The 17862-nt window shown below is 68.4% G+C and carries 22 protein-coding genes; 9 read left to right on the plus strand and 13 right to left on the minus strand.

Features of this window, described 5'->3' with window-relative positions:
- Nucleotides 1-83 precede the first annotated feature (83 nt).
- A complete protein-coding gene (mctP, locus tag HPO96_RS24975) occupies nt 84-1739 on the minus strand; it encodes a monocarboxylate uptake permease MctP (protein ID WP_425551753.1) in 1656 nt (551 codons plus the stop codon).
- Complete coding sequence (locus HPO96_RS24980; RefSeq protein ID WP_171676591.1) at nt 1736-2011, minus strand: DUF3311 domain-containing protein; 276 nt, start codon at nt 2009-2011, stop codon at nt 1736-1738. Before HPO96_RS24980 ends, mctP begins: the two co-directional genes overlap by 4 nt.
- A gap of 84 nt (nt 2012-2095) precedes the next feature.
- On the opposite strand from HPO96_RS24980, the gene HPO96_RS24985 reads away from it, so the two are divergent.
- Nucleotides 2096-3070: an endonuclease/exonuclease/phosphatase family protein gene (locus HPO96_RS24985; RefSeq protein ID WP_337796794.1), complete on the plus strand. Its 975-nt coding sequence runs from the start codon at nt 2096-2098 to the stop codon at nt 3068-3070.
- Here HPO96_RS24985 and HPO96_RS24990 read toward each other — a convergent pair.
- Nucleotides 3057-3425, minus strand: a complete 369-nt coding sequence (locus HPO96_RS24990; RefSeq protein ID WP_171676593.1) for a VOC family protein — start codon at nt 3423-3425, stop codon at nt 3057-3059. The two genes, HPO96_RS24985 and HPO96_RS24990, sit on opposite strands and share 14 nt — an antisense overlap.
- A 53-nt stretch (nt 3426-3478) precedes the next feature.
- Here HPO96_RS24990 and HPO96_RS24995 point away from each other — a divergent pair, with 53 nt between their 5' ends.
- On the plus strand, nt 3479-4396 hold the full coding sequence (locus tag HPO96_RS24995) for a WYL domain-containing protein (RefSeq protein WP_171676595.1): 918 nt from the start codon (nt 3479-3481) through the stop codon (nt 4394-4396).
- Here the strand turns inward: HPO96_RS24995 and HPO96_RS25000 are convergent.
- The gene (locus tag HPO96_RS25000) at nt 4383-5288 is read right to left on the minus strand and encodes a DUF2785 domain-containing protein (protein WP_171676597.1); all 906 of its coding nucleotides are present in this window, start codon (nt 5286-5288) and stop codon (nt 4383-4385) included. The two genes, HPO96_RS24995 and HPO96_RS25000, sit on opposite strands and share 14 nt — an antisense overlap.
- A gap of 75 nt (nt 5289-5363) precedes the next feature.
- Between HPO96_RS25000 and HPO96_RS25005 the strand changes: the two genes are divergently transcribed.
- A complete protein-coding gene (locus tag HPO96_RS25005; RefSeq protein WP_171676599.1) occupies nt 5364-6842 on the plus strand; it encodes a histidine kinase N-terminal domain-containing protein in 1479 nt (492 codons plus the stop codon).
- Between the two features lie 44 nt (nt 6843-6886).
- Here the strand turns inward: HPO96_RS25005 and HPO96_RS25010 are convergent, their stop codons facing one another.
- The gene (locus HPO96_RS25010; RefSeq protein WP_132169366.1) at nt 6887-7138 is read right to left on the minus strand and encodes a WhiB family transcriptional regulator; all 252 of its coding nucleotides are present in this window, start codon (nt 7136-7138) and stop codon (nt 6887-6889) included.
- Nucleotides 7139-7549: 411 nt separating this feature from the next.
- Here HPO96_RS25010 and HPO96_RS25015 point away from each other — a divergent pair, with 411 nt between their 5' ends.
- A complete protein-coding gene (locus HPO96_RS25015) occupies nt 7550-7960 on the plus strand; it encodes a hypothetical protein (protein ID WP_171676601.1) in 411 nt (136 codons plus the stop codon).
- 11 nt (nt 7961-7971) lie between these two features.
- Here HPO96_RS25015 and HPO96_RS25020 read toward each other — a convergent pair whose 3' ends face one another.
- The 5 genes from HPO96_RS25020 to HPO96_RS25040 all read right to left on the minus strand — a co-directional run bounded on the left by HPO96_RS25020 (nt 7972) and on the right by HPO96_RS25040 (nt 11737).
- The gene (locus HPO96_RS25020; RefSeq protein ID WP_171676603.1) at nt 7972-8763 is read right to left on the minus strand and encodes a SigB/SigF/SigG family RNA polymerase sigma factor; all 792 of its coding nucleotides are present in this window, start codon (nt 8761-8763) and stop codon (nt 7972-7974) included.
- A 73-nt stretch (nt 8764-8836) separates the two neighbouring features.
- Nucleotides 8837-9229 (minus strand): ATP-binding protein, encoded by a 393-nt coding sequence (locus HPO96_RS25025; RefSeq protein WP_171676605.1) that lies wholly within the window; start codon nt 9227-9229, stop codon nt 8837-8839.
- Between the two features lie 87 nt (nt 9230-9316).
- Nucleotides 9317-10069, minus strand: coding sequence for an amino acid ABC transporter ATP-binding protein (locus HPO96_RS25030; RefSeq protein ID WP_272954675.1), 753 nt, complete (start codon nt 10067-10069; stop codon nt 9317-9319).
- Between the two features lies 1 nt (nt 10070).
- On the minus strand, nt 10071-10892 hold the full coding sequence (locus HPO96_RS25035) for an ABC transporter permease subunit (protein ID WP_171676607.1): 822 nt from the start codon (nt 10890-10892) through the stop codon (nt 10071-10073).
- Nucleotides 10889-11737, minus strand: a complete 849-nt coding sequence (locus tag HPO96_RS25040; protein ID WP_171676609.1) for a transporter substrate-binding domain-containing protein — start codon at nt 11735-11737, stop codon at nt 10889-10891. Before HPO96_RS25040 ends, HPO96_RS25035 begins: the two co-directional genes overlap by 4 nt.
- Before the next feature lie 228 nt (nt 11738-11965).
- Here HPO96_RS25040 and HPO96_RS25045 point away from each other — a divergent pair, with 228 nt between their 5' ends.
- From HPO96_RS25045 to HPO96_RS25060, 4 genes are all read left to right on the plus strand, one after another.
- A complete protein-coding gene (locus tag HPO96_RS25045; RefSeq protein ID WP_171676611.1) occupies nt 11966-13162 on the plus strand; it encodes an NAD(P)-dependent malic enzyme in 1197 nt (398 codons plus the stop codon).
- 194 nt (nt 13163-13356) lie between these two features.
- Nucleotides 13357-14325, plus strand: coding sequence for a zinc-binding dehydrogenase (locus HPO96_RS25050; RefSeq protein WP_171676613.1), 969 nt, complete (start codon nt 13357-13359; stop codon nt 14323-14325).
- Nucleotides 14326-14817, plus strand: a complete 492-nt coding sequence (locus tag HPO96_RS38505) for a GNAT family N-acetyltransferase (RefSeq protein WP_171676615.1) — start codon at nt 14326-14328, stop codon at nt 14815-14817.
- Between the two features lie 121 nt (nt 14818-14938).
- Nucleotides 14939-15241, plus strand: coding sequence for a WhiB family transcriptional regulator (locus HPO96_RS25060; protein WP_171676617.1), 303 nt, complete (start codon nt 14939-14941; stop codon nt 15239-15241).
- Here HPO96_RS25060 and HPO96_RS25065 read toward each other — a convergent pair.
- Complete coding sequence (locus tag HPO96_RS25065; RefSeq protein ID WP_171676619.1) at nt 15238-16467, minus strand: sodium:proton exchanger; 1230 nt, start codon at nt 16465-16467, stop codon at nt 15238-15240. The two genes, HPO96_RS25060 and HPO96_RS25065, sit on opposite strands and share 4 nt — an antisense overlap.
- 114 nt (nt 16468-16581) lie before the next feature.
- On the opposite strand from HPO96_RS25065, the gene HPO96_RS25070 reads away from it, so the two are divergent.
- Nucleotides 16582-16935 carry an ArsR/SmtB family transcription factor gene (locus HPO96_RS25070; protein WP_171676621.1) on the plus strand — a complete coding sequence of 118 codons (354 nt, stop codon included), beginning with the start codon at nt 16582-16584 and terminating at the stop codon, nt 16933-16935.
- Here HPO96_RS25070 and HPO96_RS25075 read toward each other — a convergent pair.
- Nucleotides 16932-17651: an AAA family ATPase gene (locus HPO96_RS25075; RefSeq protein WP_171676623.1), complete on the minus strand. Its 720-nt coding sequence runs from the start codon at nt 17649-17651 to the stop codon at nt 16932-16934. The genes HPO96_RS25070 and HPO96_RS25075 overlap by 4 nt on opposite strands.
- A 33-nt stretch (nt 17652-17684) precedes the next feature.
- Nucleotides 17685-17861 (minus strand): DUF6104 family protein, encoded by a 177-nt coding sequence (locus tag HPO96_RS25080; protein WP_171676625.1) that lies wholly within the window; start codon nt 17859-17861, stop codon nt 17685-17687.
- Nucleotide 17862: the final 1 nt, after the last annotated feature.

Genomic DNA, 17862 nt, shown 5'->3' on the forward strand with positions numbered 1-17862 from the left:
CGACATGGTGGCAAAATGTAACGTCAGGACAAGTGAAACGGGTGGTCCCGCAACAATCGCGGAACCACCCGTTCGGTGCACCGCTAGGACTTCGCCGGTGCGGCGCCGCCCTCGTCGAGCAGGTCGGGCAGGTCGTGGACGCCGGGGTCGCCCCGGTCGGCCGTGTAGTCCGACGCGTGGGTGGTGTCGTCGCCGTCGGCAACCTTCAGCGCCCGCAGGATCAGCGTCAGCACGATCACGATCACCAGGTTCAGCGCGAACGCGATCAGGCCGATGTACGCCGTCGTGTCGGTGAACGGGATGTTCGCCACCGATCCGCCGAAGTGCTTACCGGTGGCCGGGTTGACCACGTTGTAGGCCTCGATCGTGCCGTAGATCATCGCGATCGCCCAGCCGGCCAGCAGCGCCCACTTGTGGAACCAGCGGGTGAACAGGCCGACCACGATCGCCGGGAAGGTCTGCAGGATCCAGATCCCGCCCAGCAGTTGCAGGTTGAGCGAGATCGTCTTGTCCATCCCGAGGACGAAGACCAGCGCCCCGAACTTCACCAGCAGCGACGACAGCTTGGAGACCTTGGCCTCCTGGGCCGGCGAGGCGTCCTTCTTCAGGAACTCCTTGTAGATGTTGCGGGTGAACAGGTTCGCCGCCGCGATCGACATGATGGCGGCCGGCACCAGCGCGCCGACCGCGATCGCCGCGAACGCGATCCCCGCGAACCAGGACGGGAACTCCTGGTCGAACAGCCGCGGGATCGCCAGCTGCGGGTTCGGCAGCCCGTCGAGACCCTTGATGTCGACGTTCGCCTTGATCGCCATGAAGCCGAGCAGCGCGAGCAGCCCCAGCAGCAGCGAGTACGCCGGCAGGATCGCCGCGTTCCGCCGGACGACGTTGCGGGTCTTGGTCGACAGCACCGCGGTCACCGAGTGCGGATACATGAACAGCGCGAGCGCGGAGCCGAGCGCCAGCGTCCAGTACGCCGAGTACCCCGTCGCGCCCGGGATGAACGAGCCGACCGGCTTACCGGTGGCCGGGTTCTCGGTGGTCAGCTTCTGCTCCGCGGCCCCGAAGATCGCGTCCCAGCCGCCGAGCGCACTCGGCAGGTAGAGGATCGCGACGGCGATCACCAGGTAGATCAGGCCGTCCTTGACGAACGCGATCATCGCCGGCGCGCGCAGGCCGGAGGAGTAGGTGTACGCCGCCAGCACCGCGAACGCGATCAGCAGCGGGAGGTCCTTGGCGAGCAGGTTGTCGCCGCCGAGACCCATCGTCTCGAAGACCGCCTGCATACCGACCAGCTGCAGCGCGATGTACGGCATGGTGGCCAGGATGCCGGTCAGCGCCACCGCGAGGGACAGCCAGCGGCTGCCGTAGCGGCCGCGGACGAAGTCGGCCGGGGTGACGTAGCCGTGCCGGTGCGAGACCGACCAGAGCCGCGCCATGAAGACGAAGATCAGCGGGTAGACGACGATCGTGTACGGCACCGCGAAGAAGCCGGTGACGGCGCCGGTGGCGTACATCGCGGCCGGTACGGCGATGAACGTGTACGCCGTGTAGAGGTCGCCGCCGAGCAGGAACCAGGTGATGAAGGTGCCGAAGCCCCGGCCGCCCAGGCCCCACTCGTCCAGGTTGTCCAGGTCGCCCGTGGAGCGCCAGCGGGCGGCCATGAAGCCCATCACCGTCACCGCGGCGAAGATCACCACGACGACGGACAACTGCACCCAGTCGACTGTGTGGTTCACCGGTCGGCCTCCTTCGCCGGCTTGTCCGGGTCACCCAGACCCTGCGCCGCCCGTCGTTTGCGCTCCTCGCCCATCACCAGCTTGTAGGCGATACCGACCGTGAACACGGACAGCACGACCCACAGCAGCTGGTACCAGTAGAAGAACGGGAATCCCCACAGCCGGGGCTCGGCCTTGGCGTAGGTCGAGACAATGAGTGGAGCGATGACTGTGGCCGCCAGTAGTACACCGGCGATCCAGTACGCGGGTTTGACCGCGGACAATCGGGACACTGCGGACCTCCTCGGGACGGTGTGGGCGCAACCGAGCACGCTACCGTTTCGTCCGGACAAGCGACTAGACCTTCAAGGTGCAGCGTGGATAACGAAAAGGCATGGTTCGTCCGGCGGATCGTGCTGTCGGTGCTCTTCCTGGTGTTAGTTGCCGTTCCGCTCTATCCGGAGCTGTTCGGGCTGGACGAGCTGCCGCCGTTCACCCAGTTGGTCGCCTTCCGGCCACAGGGGCTCGTGCTGGTCTTCGCGCTCGCGCTGCTGATGCTGATCCGCAAGGGCTGGCGCATCGCGGCCGGTCTGGTCGTGCTGCTCGTTCTGACCGGCGCCGGGCTCACACTGCCCCGGCTGACCAACGACCCGCAGCCACCCCTGTCGGACACCCGTGAGCTGACCATCATGGTCGCCAACGTGCTGGGCGGCGGTGCGAACGCCGGTGCGGTCGCAGAGCTGATCCGGCAGCGCAAACCAGACCTGGTGTCGTTGCCCGAGGCACAGGTCGACGTCCGGGAGGAGATCCGCGCCCAGCTCCAGGGCCTCCAGTACGCCGGTTACACCGACCAGCCGACCAGCGCCGTCGAGAGCGCCACCAGCGTCCTCGTTTCGTCGACACTCGGCGCGGTCCAGGTCAAACGCGACCTACCGACCGAGTTCGGCCACCTGCTCGTGACCGGCGGCAGTCTGGGCGAGGTCCGGCTGATCGCCTACCACGGCTTCCCGCCGCTACCGGACGCCGTACCGGCCTGGAAACACGACCTGCAACAGTTGCGCCGCTGGTGTGCCGCAGACCCGCCCACCGTGATCGCAGGCGACTTCAATGCCACCCTCGACCACTCCGACTTCCGCTGGGCGATGGCATCCAACTGCCAGAGCGTCGCGCCGGAGGTAGGCCGCGGCTTCGTCGGCACCTGGCCCACCGACCAGCCGCCCCTGCTGCGCACCCAGATCGACCACGTGCTGGCAACCCGGCCGATCGTCCCCGGCAGCTTCGCGGCCTACGAGGTCGAGGGCACCGACCACCTGGCCGTCGTCGTCCGCATCGCCGTCCCTAAGGGGTCGTGAACAGGTTGACCAGGTTGCCGTCCGGGTCGCGGAGCAGCACCGAACGATTGCCCCACGGCATCGTGGTCGGCTCCTGAACGAACTCCAGCCCGGTCAGGCGATCGAACTCGGCATCGGCGTCCGCGACCTGGAACTCGAGGAACGCCGTCCGGTTCGCGGCCGGCCGGACGACGTCCGCGCCGTACAACCGGTCGGTCAGTTGACTGCTGGAGATCGCCAGCGTGCCGGCGGCCGTGTGGAACTCGGCGAACAGCGGCGTGGGGCGGCTTGCGGTGAGGCCGGTGACGTGTTCGTAGAAGGCGGTCAGCCGGTCGACGTCGTCGGTCACGATGCGGGTGGAGGCGAAAGTCGTCATGGCCCGAGCGTAGGACCGATACCGGGCAGGATCCGCCCGGTATTCTCGAGAATGTGACGCGGCCGACCGCACGGGTGCTGGCATTGCTGGAGTTACTGCAATCCGGCGGCGTCCGGCGCGTTGCCGACCTGGCGGAGCGGCTCGGCGTCGACGAACGGACGGCACGGCGGTACGCCGAGCACCTGGCCGACCTCGGCATCCCGGTCCGCTCGGTTCGCGGCCGGTACGGCGGCTATCAGCTCGCACCGGGGTATCGGATGCCGCCGCTGATGCTCACCGACGAGGAGGCCGTCGCAGTCGCTCTCGCACTGCACGCCGGGCCCCAGGCCCTGTCCGCCGACAGCGCCCTCGCCAAACTGCGCCGAGTGCTCCCCGCCCGATCAGGCGACCGCCTCGACGCCTTGCTCAGTACGTCGTCGTTCACCGCGCCTCAGCGCGCAGCCGCGCCGGCCGACACCGGAGTCCTGCTCACGATCGCTGAAGCCGCCCGGGAGCATCGACTGGTCGAAATCACCTACACCGACCGGCACGGGCAGCACAGCACGCGCGCAATCGCGCCGTACGGCGTTGTCGGCCACGGCGAGCGCTGGTACGTCGCCACCGCCGACCGAACCTTCCGGCTGGACCGGATCGCCGCAGCCAAGTTGCTAGCAGCAACCACCGAGCGGAGCGAGCTCGATCCGGCCGGCACCGTGCTGGAGTCGTTGGCCAGCACGCCATGGGCACATGTGGTCTCGGTCCGCGTACAAGGCACTGTCGAAGAGGTCAACCGCAGACTGCCTCCCGGCCTCGCAGTACTCACTCAGAACGGCACGGAAGTACGCATGAAGCTGCGGGCCGAGCGACTGGACTGGGTGCCCGCAACCCTCGCCGGCCTCGACCTGCCGTTCGTCGTCGAGGAGCCGGCCGAGCTCCGAGAACTGGTGCGAGAGCTGGGGGAGCGCCTCGTCGAGTGGGCTAGGACGGATTAGCGGCCGGGCGGTAGATGTAGGGCTGAGAGCCCTGCACAGCCTCGGTCAGCATCAGCAGCAGATCTGCGCGCGCTTCGATCGGCCGACCGAAGAGCTCGTCGTCGCCGGGGATGGGGAAGCCCTTCACACCGATCGCCAGCTGGCTCAGCAGGACGTGCAGGACGCCGCGGGCGTTGAAGACGGACGGCGTCGGCCACTCGGGCAAGGTGTCGTGCATGAGCGGCTGCTGGGCGGCGGTGGCGGCGATCGGCTTCAGCCAGCGCTCCAGCTCGTCGCTGGTCAGCATGTTCCGGTGCAGGATCGTCATGACGGCGTGGGCGACGCGGTCGTGCTCTTCGTGCACCCAGCGGTACTGCGTCTCCTTGACGATCCGGTCGGCGAGGACGTCGAGCAGCGCGCGCAGCACTCCGATGTCGCAGTGCCGCGAGCGGGCCAGCGCGCCGATCGCATCCGCGCCGTGCGCCACCGCATGGGCCCAGCCGCAGTCGGGCACGTAGCCGCGCAGATCGCGCTCGCGGAGCAGCCAGGTGGCCAGGCGGTCGCCCCAGCGCATCACCACCTCGTCGTGGACGAGGAACTCGGCATTGTCGCGGTGGATGACCTCAGCGAGCGTCAGTGCGGTGAAGGAGCGCCGGAAGACGCTGTCGGTACCGTCTTCACCCAGGCCGTACGAAAGGCCCGCACAGAGGCCGTCGCCGAAGCCGGGCAGCAGGTCGTCGTAGATGCCGCGTTCGAGCCAGGTGGCCAAAGTGGGATAGGCCAGTGCGTCGCGGACCTGCGGGTTGGTCGACGCGAGACCGCGGACCAGCTCTTCGGTGAGGTCCGTCAGCGCACGATCGTGGGGTACCGCGTAGTCCGCGGCCATCACGTCCTGCCAGTACGTCGACTCCACCAATTCCATCCTTCCGCCCGTCTCAGATCAAACACCTGTCTACACCCAAATGTCGAGCTCGCTAGCATCAGCTTTGTGCCGTCTTTGAGTGATGTGGCCAAGAACCACACGACACTGGACCAGGCCGACCTGGATCGGCTGCAGCTGCTCGTCTCGGACTGGCAGATGCTGGCCGACCTGTCCTTCGCCGATCTGGTCCTCTGGCTGCCCGACACCGAGGGCCTCGGCTTCTGGGCCGGCGCCCAGATGCGGCCGACCACCGGGCCGACGGCGTACCTCGACGACATCGTCGGGAGCTTCATCCCGCGCGGCCGCCGGCATCTGCTCGACCAGGCCTACGACGGCGGCCGGATCTGCCGCGAGGGCGATCCGGAGTGGCGCGACGATGTCCCCGTCCGGGTGGAGACGATCCCCGTCCGCCGGGGCTCCCGGGTGATCGCCGTGATCGCCCGCAACACCAACCTGCTCGGCGTCCGGACGCCGTCCCGGCTGGAGATCGCCTACCTGCAGAGCGCCACCGACCTGGCCCGGATGATCACCGACGGCATCTTCCCGTACGGCGGCGAGCGGCTGCTCTCGACGTCGCCCCGGGTCGGGGACGGCTGTATCCGCGTCGATCGGCACGCCATGGTGACGTTCGCGAGCCCGAACGCGTTGTCGGCGTACCGGCGGATGGGCCTGGTCACCGACCTGGTCGGCAGCCGGCTGAAGGACGTCACCGCCGAGCTGCTGCACACCGGCGCCAAGGTGGACGACGTCCTCGCGACCGTGCTGACCGGACGCGCGGCGCAGGAGATCGAGATCGAGAACGCCGATGCGACGCTGTTCCTGCGGGCGATCCCGCTGCGCGCCGACGGGCAGCACGTGGGCGCGCTGATCCTGCTCCGCGACGTCACGGAGCTGCGCAGCCGGGAGCGCGAGCTGGTCACCAAAGAGGCGACCATTCGGGAGATTCATCATCGCGTCAAGAACAACTTGCAGACCGTCGCCGCGTTACTGCGGATGCAGGGCCGGCGGATCACCGTGCCGGAAGCCCAGGAGGCGCTGGCCGAGGCGGTCCGCCGGGTCGGCTCGATCGCGATCGTCCACGAGACGCTGTCGGAGTCGTTCGACGAGCACGTCGACTTCGACGACGTCGCCGATCGGGTCGCCGCGATGGTGGCCGACGTGTCGACGGTGGCGACCGCGGTGGAGATCCGGCGCAGCGGGAGTTTCGGCGTCCTGGACTCGGATCAGGCGACGCCGCTGGCGATGGTGCTGACCGAACTCATGCAGAACTCGGTGGAGCACGCGTTCGGAACCCGGGACGGCGGTGCGTCGAGTGGCGTGATCGAGCTGTCCGGAGAGCGGGCGGTCGGCAGATTACGCGTCACCGTCGTCGACGACGGTCAGGGATTACCGGCGAATTTCGATTCCGAGCTGTCCGGAAATCTGGGGCTGTCGATCGTCCGCACCCTGGTGCTGGGGGAGCTGGACGGGACGCTGGAGTTCGGCCCGCGACCGGACGGAAAGTCCGGAACCCAGGTCACGCTGGATTTCGGCGTCGCGGAATAGCAAAGGCCCCGCGGAACCCGCGGGGCCTCGACAAGTTCTTTTGCTCAGGCGGTGCGGATGCGCTGGCGGGCGTTACGGCGCTTCAGCGCACGTCGCTCGTCCTCGCTCAGGCCACCCCAGACACCGTGGTCCTGGCCGGCTTCCAGTGCCCACGCAAGGCACTGCTCACGCACGTCACACCGGCGGCACACCTGCTTGGCCTCCTCGATCTGCATGATCGCGGGCCCGGTGTTGCCGATGGGGAAGAACAGTTCCGGGTCCTCATCGAGGCAAATGGCCCGGTGGCGCCAATCCATGGCGAATCCCATCTCTCTCAGTAGTGGAAGTACGCTGTCAGGTGGTCTGTGCCCGATCAGCGGATGCTGTACTCGTCGTACTTCTCGCGACGGAAGGGGTCCGTCCTGCGAGGGTCTCGATGTTCGTGGCTAGTTGTGAACGCTTTCACGAACGACTCCATGTTCCCAATCTCAGGCGTGTGAAACAAGGGTTCTGGAGTTGTCGATCAGATCACAACACTTCCTTAACACTACGAACCGGTGCGTGACGGCACAGCCCGTCCGTTAACCGGACAGGAGCGCTGGTTCGCAATCACCCGTTCACTGCAAGTAACCGATGGAACAACGCTTTGGTTACGCACAACCTCGAATCCCTGTAGGGCTGGGGTTCACGCACCCGAAACCTCGGCACACAACCACTAGGCTGGCGGAGTGCCGACCGACTCCCCAGCTGCCGTAGTACCGAGAGCGCTCAAGTTAGCCGCGGCGGTGGTCGCAGCGGAAGGCCTGGTGCTCGTCGTTCTCGGAATTGCCGAAGCATTTACGATTCAGAGCTCGCGCCTGTTGCTCGGCGCGACCACGACGATCTTCTTCGTGCTCTACGGCGCCGGCCTCGGCGTGGTCGCCCGCGGGCTGTCCCGGGCCGCGACCTGGAGCCGCGGGCCGGCCGTGTTCGCCCAGCTCATCCAGCTGCTGATCGCCTACAGCTTCTGGGGCGGCGGGACGAAGGGCGTCGCCGCGGCGCTCGCGCTGACCGCGGCCGGCGTCCTGTTCGCGATCCTCCGCAAGGAGTCCCGGGAGGCCCTTGCCGACAACCCCGAAAAGGACCACCCGGTCTTGTAGGCAACGGGGTTCTATTCCTTCAGCAGGCCCGCGCGCAGCTCGGTCAGCGTGCGGGCCAGCAGCCGGGAGACATGCATCTGCGAGATGCCGATCTCCTCGGCGATCTGGGACTGCGTCATCCCCCGGAAGAAGCGCAGGGTCAGGATCCGCTTCTCGCGGGTGTCCAGCTGCGCCAGCAGGGGTTTCAGCGATTCGCGGTACTCGACGCTCTCCAGCGCCTCGTCCTCGCCGCCCAGCCCGTCCAGCACCGTCGTCGCGTCGGACTCGTTCTGATCGGGCGCGTCCAGGGACAAGGTGTTGTACGCGTTCGCCGACTCCAGGCCCTCGATCACCAGATCGGTCGGCAGGCTGAGCCGGACCGACAACTCCGCGACGGTCGGCGCGCGACCGAGCTCCTGGGTCAGCTCCGCGGTCGCGGCGGTCAGCGACAACCGCAGCTCCTGCAGGCGCCGCGGCACCCGGATCGCCCAGCCCTTGTCCCGGAAGTAGCGTTTGATCTCGCCGAGAATCGTCGGGGTCGCGTACGTCGAGAACTCCACCCCACGCTCGGAGTCGAACCGGTCGATCGCCTTGATCAGGCCGATCGTGGCCACCTGGACCAGATCGTCGTACGGTTCGCCGCGGTTGCGGAACCGGCGGGCGAGATGCTCGACGAGCGGCATGTGCAGCGCGACCAGCCCCTCGCGAGCCGCCGTGTGCCCCGCTGTCCCAGCGGTGTTGGCCTCCATGGCCGCGAAGAACGTAGCTGTTCGCGTGCGGAGGTCAGGGGACTCCTGGCCCGTTCCCAGTTCGTCGTCGGTCACGCCTCCGCCTCGCTGGCGCTCGGCTCCGGCATGACCATGGGTGCTCTGCCTTTGGTTCGCTCGCTGCGCTCGTTCACAGGATCTCCGCGGCGGTGGCGGTGGCCGTCACGGTGATGGTGAGCTTGCCGTCGATCGTCTGCACGCCCGCGGTCTCCACCAGGGCGGTCAGCACGGTCCAGCCGAAGGACGTCGTGTCCGGCGTCCAGCCGGCCGGTACGACGGCGCTCGTGCGCACCGTCAGCTGCGGCGGCTCGATCTCGAAGACGCACTCCAGGACGCCGTCCGTCGCGTGCGGGAGCAGCAGTGAGCAGGCCTCGTCGACGGCGATCCGCAGATCGTCGATCGCGTCCACCGTGAAGTCGTTGCGGGCCGCAAGGTTGCCCACCACCGACCGTGGGACGGCGATGTAGGCGCCGTCGGCCGGAATGCTCAGGCGGACCTCGGCCGATTTCCCCGTGCTGCTCACTTCGTCTCCTTCAGTAGGGCTGACGCCGTACATCTACCACTCTCAGCGCATTTGATGCACGGCGCCAGCCACTCCGAAGGATCAGCCTCAGGACGGCTCGACGTGGGTCGGGTCGAGGACGCGGCGGAGGAAGAGTTTCGTCCGCTCCTCGCGGGGGTTCCCGATCACCTCGGCGGGCGGGCCCTGCTCGACGATGACGCCGCCGTCCATGAACACGACGCGGTCGGCGACCTCGCGGGCGAACGCCATCTCGTGGGTGACGACGAGCATCGTCATCCCCTCCAGCGCGAGTTTGCGCATCACGGTCAGGACGTCGCCGACCAGCTCCGGGTCGAGCGCCGAGGTGGGCTCGTCGAAAAGCATCAGCGCCGGGTCCATCGACAGGGCCCGGGCGATCGCGACCCGCTGCTGCTGCCCGCCGGACAGCTGCGCCGGGAACGCCTCCACCTTCTCGCTCAGGCCGACCCGCTCCAGGTTCGCGCGGGCGACCTTGTCGGCCTCCTCCGGTTTGCGCCGCAGGACGGTCGTCTGGGCGACCGTGCAGTTCTTCAGCACGTTCAGGTGCGGGAACAGGTTGAACTGCTGGAACACCATGCCGATCCCCGCGCGGGCGGCGTCCAGGTGGACGTCGGGGTCGGTGATCTCCTCACCGCGGACGAACACCTGTCCTTCCTGCGGCACCTCGAGCAGGTTGACGCAGCGCAGCAGCGTCGACTTGCCCGAGCCGGACGGGCCGATCACGCAGACCACCTCGCCCTGCTCGACGGTGAAGTCGATCCCGCGCAGGACGTGGTTGCCGCCGAAGGACTTGTGCAGGTTCTTGATTTCTACCAGTGCCATCTCAGCGGGCCCTCGCAGCCTTGGCCTCGAGCCGGCGGACCAGGAGGCCCAGCGGCAGGGTGATGATCAGGTAGCAGAAACCGCAGACCACGATCGGGGTCAGGTTCGAGTACGTGTTGGCCAGGTCCCGGCCGAAACCGGTCAGCTCGTACGCGTCGGCCGCGACGCCGATCATGAACACCAGCGACGAGTCCTTGACCAGCAGGATCAGGTCGTTGGTCAGCGGCGGCAGCACGATCCGGAACGCCTGCGGCAGCACGATCTTGCGCAGCGCCAGCCCCGGCGGCATGCCCAGCGAGCGGGCCGCCTCGATCTGCCCCTTCGGCACCGCCTGGATCCCGGCCCGGATCACCTCGGCCATGTAGGCCGCGGCGACGATACCGAGCGCGAGCCAGACCACGCCGTACGGGTCCCAGGGGATGGTCATCCCCTCGAAGGCCAGCGGCAGCAGGCTGAACGCGATGAAGACGACGATCGCCGGCAGGCCGCGGAAGAACTCGATGTAGGCGGTCGCGAGCCAGCGGTACGGGCCGACGCTGGACAACCGCATCAGCGCCAGCACCGTGCCGCCGGCCAGACCGATCACGAACGCGCCGGCGGTGTACTCGAGCGTCTTGACGAGCGCCTGGAGGACGCCGTCCTGGAACGTCGACTTGATGAACTCCGGCTTGAAGAACACCGAGCCGATCTGGCCCCAGTCCGCGCTGAACAGCGCGACCAGGACCAGCACGACCAGGACGGCGTACTGGATCAGGCGGGAGCGCTGGGCCCGCTTACGCGGGCTCAGCCCCTTCCGTACGACGGTGTCGGTCGGAGTACTCACTTCTTCGGCTCAACCCCGAACCAGGTCTTGTAGATCTCGTTGTACTTGCCGTCGGACTTCGCCTTGGTCAGCAGCTCGTTGAACTTGGCCACGATCTTCGGGCCGGAGCCGTCCTTCAGCGCGGCGAAACCGTACTGCTCGCCGGTGTCGAACTCGGCGACCACGGCCATCTCCGGGTTGTCCTTGACGAAGTCGTACAGGACGCCGTTGTCGTTGATCCCGGCGTCGACGCGGCCGGACTTGACGTTGTTCACCTGCAGGGCCAGGTCGTTGAACGGGATCACCGTGTAGCCGTTGGCCGCGGCGTTGTCATCGGCGTACTTCTTACCGGTGGTGTCGGCCTGGGCGCCGATCTTCTTGCCCTTCAGGTCGGCCAGGCCCTTGATCCCGGAGTCCTTCTTGGCCATCAGCACCTGGGTGGCGTCCATGTACGGGTCGGTGATGCTGAGCGCGGCCTGGCGCTCCGGCGTGATCGTCATCGCGCCCATCCCGATATCGCACTTCTTCGCCTGGAAGGCGGCGCCGGAGGTGACCTGGGCCCACTCGATGTTGACCACGTCGACCTTCAGGCCGAGGTCGTCGGACAGCAGTTTCAGCAGGTCGACGTCGAACCCGACCACGTCGGTGCCGTCCTTGTACTGGAACGGCTTGTACGGCAGGTGCGTGCAGATCGTCAGCTGACCGGACTTCACCAGGTCGATCCCGGCGGCCTTGGCCTTGTCCTCGGACCCGCCCCCGCTACCCGACTCGCCGCCGCCGCAGGCGGCCAGCGAGAGCGCGAGGACGGCGGCGGAGGTGACCGCCACAGTCCGGCGATGCTTACGGAAGGTGCGGACGATGTTCATCGCGAATACTCCTCGACAGGGGTCTGAATTCCCGCATCCTGGCACAGCAGGGAGTTCCCGGCCCGGAGATGGCCGGGATCGTTATCTGTGTGGGGCCGCTCACAGCAGACCAGTGGGCGCTGTGGTTTACTCGATGAGTACGGGCGACCCCCTGGAAACACTGCCGATCGACGCACCTTTGTCGAGGCGCTCACATTCTGCTCACACGTTTGTTCGAGGGGTTCTCACATGGTCGCCCAGCCTGTTTCTGCTGCTCTCACCGATGCGTACGCCGGTGATCCGGTCTTCGATCTGCATGTCGGGGGCAAGATCGAGGTCACGTCCTCGGTGCACGTCACCGATGCCGCCGAGCTGTCCAAGGCCTACACGCCGGGTGTCGCCCGGGTCTGTACGGCGATCGCGGCGGACCCGTCGCTCGCCCGCCGTTACACCTGGCGGTCGAATGTGGTCGCGGTCGTCACCGACGGTACTGCTGTGCTCGGTCTGGGTGACATCGGGCCGACGGCCTCGCTGCCGGTGATGGAGGGTAAGGCGCTGCTGTTCAAGGAGTTCGGCGGCGTCGACTCGGTGCCGATCGCGCTGGACTGCACCGACGTCGACGAGTTCGTCGAGACCGTCGTCCGGATGGCGCCGTCGTTCGGCGGGATCAACCTCGAGGACATCTCCGCCCCGCGCTGTTTCGAGATCGAGCGCCGGCTCAAGGAGCGGCTCGACATCCCGGTCTTCCACGACGACCAGCACGGGACGGCGGTCGTCGTCCTGGCCGCGCTGCAGAACGCGCTCCGGGTGACCGGTAAGTCGATCTCCGACATCCGCGTCGTGATCTCCGGCGCCGGGGCCGCCGGGGTCGCCTGCGCCCGGATCCTGCTCCAGGCCGGCGTCGGCGACCTGGCCGTCGTCGACTCCAAGGGCGTTCTGCACGAGGACCGCCCGGACCTGAACCCGGTCAAACTCTCGCTGGCCCGCGACACCAACACCGGCGGCCTGTCCGGCCGGCTCGTCGACGCCCTCGACGGCGCCGACGTCTTCCTCGGCGTCTCCGGCGGCACCGTGCCCGAAGAAGCCATCGCCCGGATGGCCCCCGGCGCGATGATCTTCGCCCTCGCCAACCCCAACCCCGAGGTCCACCCCGACCTGGCCCACCGGCACGCCGCCGTCGTCGCCACCGGCCGCTCCGACTTCCCCAACCAGATCAACAACGTCCTGGCCTTTCCCGGCATCTTCCGCGGCGCCTTCGACGCCGGCGCCACCCGCATCACCGAAGGCATGAAACTCGCCGCCGCCCAAGCCCTGGCCGCCCTCATCACCCCCACCGACCTCCGCCCCGACTACATCATCCCCTCCCCCTTCGACCCCCGAGTAGCCCCCGCGGTCGCCACCGCAGTAGCCCAAGCCGCCCGCCAAGAAGCCGTAACCCGCCCCTGACCCCCGCCCAACCCGCCCCTGCCCCGCCCAGCCCTTCCTGGGCCAACCCACCCCAGGAAGAGGGCTCACAGACCTCCCTTCCACAGTTCTCGGCCGCTGACCAGCCCGGCCCGCAGGAAGCTTCCGGCCGCCTGCGGAGGAGGTGGGTGAAGTTGGTTACTGATGGGTTCGGGCCGGCGGCTTATGGTGACTGCATGCTTGCTGCTTATGCTGCGCGGTTCGATGGGGACGACCCGGTGGGGGCGCTCGAGGTGGGGGAGCGGCCGGAGCCGGAGGCGCGGGAGGGGTGGGTGGTGGTGGAGGTGCGAGCTTCGGCGTTGAACCACCATGACTTGTGGTCGTTGAAGGGGGTTGGGCTCAGGGAGCAGAACCTGCCGATGATCTTGGGGTGTGATGCGGCGGGGGTGGATCCGGATGGCAACGAGGTGGTTGTGCATGCGGTGGTGTCGGATCCGGGGTGGAAGGGCGACGAGACACTCGATCCGAAGCGGTCGTTGCTGAGTGAGCGGTATCAGGGGACGCTGGCGCAGAAGGTCGCGGTGCCGGCGGGGAACGTGGTGCCGAAGCCGGCTGGGCTGAGTTTCGAGCAGGCCGCATGTCTGCCGACGGCGTGGCTGACGGCGTACCGGATGTTGTTCACGCAGTCCGACCTGAAGCCGGGGGACACCGTGCTCGTACAGGGCGCCGGCGGGGGTGTGGCGACGGCGCTGATCACGCTCGCCCGGCATGCGGGGATCCGGGTCTGGGCGACCAGCCGCGACGAGGCGAAGCGGGCGCGGGCGGTCGAGATCGGGGCGCACGAAGCCTTCGAGTCCGGCGCGCGGCTGCCCGAGCGGGTCGACGCGGTGATGGAGACGGTCGGTCAGGCGACGTGGTCGCACTCGCTGAAGTCGCTCAAACAGGGCGGCACCGTGGTGATCTCCGGCGCGACGAGCGGCCAGGCGCCGCCGTCCGCCGAGCTGAACCGGATCTTCTTCCTGCAGCTCCGCGTCCAGGGCTCCACGATGGGCACCCGGACGGAGCTGGCCGAGCTCGTCCAGTTCATGGCCAACGCGGGGATCGAGCCGCATATCGACTCCGTTCTCCCACTCGCCGACGCCCGCGAAGGGTTCGCGAAGATGCACGAGGGCGACGTCTTCGGCAAGATCGTTTTCACCGTCTGAGTGAACATCCGCAAAGCCACCGTCGCGGACGCCGAGGCCGCTGCCTGGTGCCATCTGCTGTGCTGGCAAGAGGCGTACGCCGGGCTGGCGCCGGCCGACCTCCTCGCCCAACGGACGGCGGACGTCGGCAAACGCGTCGATCGCTGGCGCCAAGCACTTCACGACGGCCAGACCCGCTGGCTGGCGATCGGCCCCGAGACGACCGTCCAGGATCGGGTCGCCGGCTTCGCGATCGCCGGGCCCAACCGGGACGACGACGCGCCGACGGAGCTTGAGCTGCAGTCGATCTATGTGCGGCGGGCGAGCTGGGGGAGCGGCCTGGCCGACCGCCTGATGGAGGTTGCCGTCGGCAAGGAGCCGGCCAGCCTGTGGGTCTTCGAGGAGAACGCCCGCGCGCTCAGGTTCTATCGACGGCACGGGTTCGCGGCCGACGGCGTCCGTAAGTTCGACGACTTCTTCGGCCTGCACGAGATCCGCCTGGTCCGCGGCTGACGTTTCCTGCCGGAAACATGGGCGTCGCACGGGGGCAACGCGCGTGGCGCACGCTGGTCCTACCGCCGGGAAACCCCCGGCGTACTCGATCCGCCCGATCGATGAGGGAGCAGGAGTGCCCATGAGGCCGCTTTTGACGGTGATCGTCGACCCCGCCGACAACTGGATGAGCCGGGCCGCGTGTATCGGCCAGGCCCCGTCGTACGACGAGAGCGCCAGCCAGTGGGAGCAGCGCAAGGCGCAGGCGATCTGCCTGACCTCGTGCCCGGTCCTCGAGGAATGCCGCGATTGGGCCCGCCGCACCAAGTTCACCGGCACCGCCGCCGGCGAGAAGTTCCTCTCCGGACGCCGCCGCGGCCGCCCCGGTCCGCAGGAGCGCCGCAACCGCGTCCCCGCCGCCCAGCAGGAGCAGCAGGCCAGCTAGACGTTGACGAGCTCGCGCTCCGCGGCCGCGGGCTCGGTCACCTTCCGGAACGGCGCCTGCAGCGTGATCCACAGGTACTTCCGGTTCCGCACGGCGGCGATCACGGCGAGCGCGAAGTAGATCCCGCAGAGCACGTACCGCCCGGTCTGCCCCGGGACGGCGAACTGGATCGCGAACAGCCCGAGCAGCGTCCACGCGGCCCACCGCGGGAAGCGCAGGCTGAGCAGGACGGCGATCCCGAGCAGGGTCTGCGTCGCGGTCAGCAGGAACTCCTCGACCTGCCGGCCGTCCAGCTGCAGCGCGGCCGGGCCGCCGCCGAGGCCGTAGGCGATCGGCAGGCTGCCGATCAGCAGCGTCCACTGGTTCACCTTGGCCGAGATCAGCAGGCCGAGCGCGGCCGCGCCCTTGCCACGCCAGGCGAACAGCAACGCGATGATGAACTCCGGCGCCTCGGACGCGAGCGGCGCGAGCCACTGCACGAGCAGGAACTGGTCGATCCCGAGCGCCTGCCCGCCGTCGACGAGCGAGTCGGCGAACGGCTCGGCCGCCGCCAGGATGACCCCGGCCGCGACGGCGAACATGCCGACCACGGTGATCCGGCGCTGCAGTTTTGGCAGCCCGCCGATGGTGGCGGCCGGCCCGATCAGCTCCGGCTCGTCGTCATGCCCGGACAGGGCCGCGCGGTACAGGTAGTAGCCGAAGAACGCGAGCAACAGCAGCCCGAGAATCAGGTGGATCTGACCGGTCGCCGGGATCACGAACGCGACCACCCCGGCGATCGCCAGGAACCCGAGCTCGCGCCGGTACCCCGACTCCAGCACGAGCTCCCGCACCGTGCGGCCGCTGCGCCGGGAGGCGACGTACAGGCTGATCAGGACGACGCTGGACCAGCCGAGGCCGAGCAGCAGCCGGTTCGAGCCGGTCATGTTGGCGGCGGCGTACTGCACGTAGTCGGGGTTGCTCCCCGCGGTGTGCGCGAAGTAGAGATCGACGGCGTACTCCGGCAGGACGGCGATGACCGCGAGCAGCGCGATCGCCAGACCGCCCGAGATGTCCACCTCCGCGGCCTCGGCCGCCCAGGCGAGCACGAACGACGCGGCGACCACTGCCAGCCCGAACACCAGCATCGACACCAGGGCCGGCGGGTGGACGCCGACCAGCCGCAGGACGACCGCCGGGACGGCGACCGTCAGCAACATCAGCACGGGGCGCAGTGCTCTGACCATGGCTCCAGCGTCGCATCGTTTCGACACTTTCGCAATTGCGAAAGTATGAGACTGTCATCACCCCGGCCCGGCGTGGCGACTTGCGGGCCGTTCAGCGGTCACAATGACTGCGCGATGACGACGTTCCCCGAACCGACGAAGGCCCAGCTGGACTCCGCCGCCGGCACCTTCGCGATGCTCTCCGCCCCGGTCCGGCTGCACCTGGTCTCCCTGGCCGCCCAGGGCGAGTACGACGTCGGCACGCTCGCCGACCGCGTCGGCGTCAGCATCGCCACCGCCAGCCAGCACCTCGGCAAACTCCGCCTGGCCGGCATCATCACCGCCCGCCGCGAGGGCCGCCGGCACATCTACACCGTCGACGACCCGCACGTCCTCAACCTCGTCGACCAGATCTTCGAGCACATCGCCCCCGACGGCTCCCTGGCCCCCGACCCACCCCGCCGCACCAGGCCCCCGCACACCGACTAGAGCACGTGCCGCAGGTACCGCTCCGGCGTCTCCAGATACGCCTTCCAGTTCTGCACGAGCTGTAGCTCCGCCCACGCCGTACGCCGAATCCCCCACTCGCCGACTTCGAGAATCGTCGCCCCAGGCAGGGCGGCAATCACCGGTGAATGCGTAGCGCACAAGACTTGGGCTCCGCCGGTAGCCAGCTCCGCGAGGACGCCGACGAGGGCAAGGCTGCTCGAGAACGAGAGCGCCGACTCGGGCTCGTCGAGGCAGTACAGACCTGGGCTGTTGAACCGGCTGCGGAGCACCTCGAGAAAACTCTCGCCGTGGCTGAGCTCGTGGAACCGCGGATCGCGGGAAGCGCCCGGGTTCTGTTCGAGGTAGGTGTAGTAGCCGTGCATCGTCTCCGCCCGCAGGAAGAACCCCCAGCGCGGTGCGCCCGCGCCGCGGGTGAGCTGGAGCTGCCCCGCGAGCGGCGACTCGGACTCGCGGGTGCTGACCCGGGCTCCGGTGGAGCCGCCCTCGGGTGACATCCCGAACGCCATCGCGATCGCCTCGACGAGGGTCGACTTGCCGGCGCCGTTCTCGCCGACCAGGAAGGTGACGCCGGGGTCGAGGTCGAGACCGTCGGTCAGCAGCTGGCGGACGGCGGGAATCGTGTGCGGCCAGGCGCCGGACAGCGACATGCCCTCCGCCGCGGCAACCCGGCGTACGGGGTGATCGGCGAAGGGCATGTCGGCAAAGCTAACAACTGGCTCCGACAGAACTCAGTCGTCTTCGTCGTCGAGGCGGGCGAGCCAGGTGGCGAAGCGTTCCATCGGAGTTTCGAACTCGGGGTTCAGGTCGACGAACTCGCGGAGGCGTTCGGCCACCCAGGCCAGCGAGACATCCTCCTCGCCGCGCCGGCCTTCGAGCTCTTCGATCCCTCGGTCGGTGAAGTACACG

It is taken from the genome of Kribbella sandramycini, assembly GCF_013131805.1.
In the GTDB taxonomy this organism is placed as follows: domain Bacteria; phylum Actinomycetota; class Actinomycetes; order Propionibacteriales; family Kribbellaceae; genus Kribbella; species Kribbella sandramycini.